A 577-nucleotide genomic window follows, 5' to 3' on the forward strand; every position below is an offset into this window, starting at 1 on the left:
AGACTCCGTGACCAAAAACTCCATAGACATCACATTGCTAGTTATCTTCCTCGCGACCAACATCGCCTACTTTCTCGCGGCAACCTTCCTTGATCCGCGTTCGAATTACATAGGCCGCAACCCGCCTCTTCGCCCGGAAGAAATCTCCAATATCCTCCAGCCATTGGGTCTCGACCCAGAAACGCCCCTCCTTGAGCGCTGGTGGAACTGGTTTAGTGGGATTTTGTTCCACTGGGACTGGGGCAGCTCCCCTTTGGGAGACCCAGTCAGCGCCCAGATCGGCCACCGTGCGCTCGTGTCTGCCCAGCTCCTCCTCCTCGCAACCGTGCTTTCTGTTGTCATCGGTGTTGGTTTGGGCGTCTACACCGCTGCGCGTCAGTACAAGGCTGCTGACCGCGTATGGCAGGGCATATCCATCATCACGATGAACACCCACGTCGTTGTCGCTTCTATCTTGGTGGTTGCAGGTGGCCTGTGGCTAAACCGTGTGACCGGGCACCGTATCGTCTACGTCACCGGCTCTGCTAATCCGGACATCACTGGTTTTATCGGCTCTTCCGGTTTTAGGGTGCATTGA

The 577-nt window shown here is 56.3% G+C and carries 1 pseudogene; it reads left to right on the plus strand.

The annotated features are described in order from the left end of the window. A pseudogene (locus HMPREF3153_RS02750) lies at positions 1-577 on the plus strand (ABC transporter permease); the annotation flags it as partial.

The sequence above is a fragment of the Corynebacterium sp. HMSC06C06 genome (assembly GCF_001807295.1).
Lineage (GTDB): Bacteria > Actinomycetota > Actinomycetes > Mycobacteriales > Mycobacteriaceae > Corynebacterium > Corynebacterium striatum.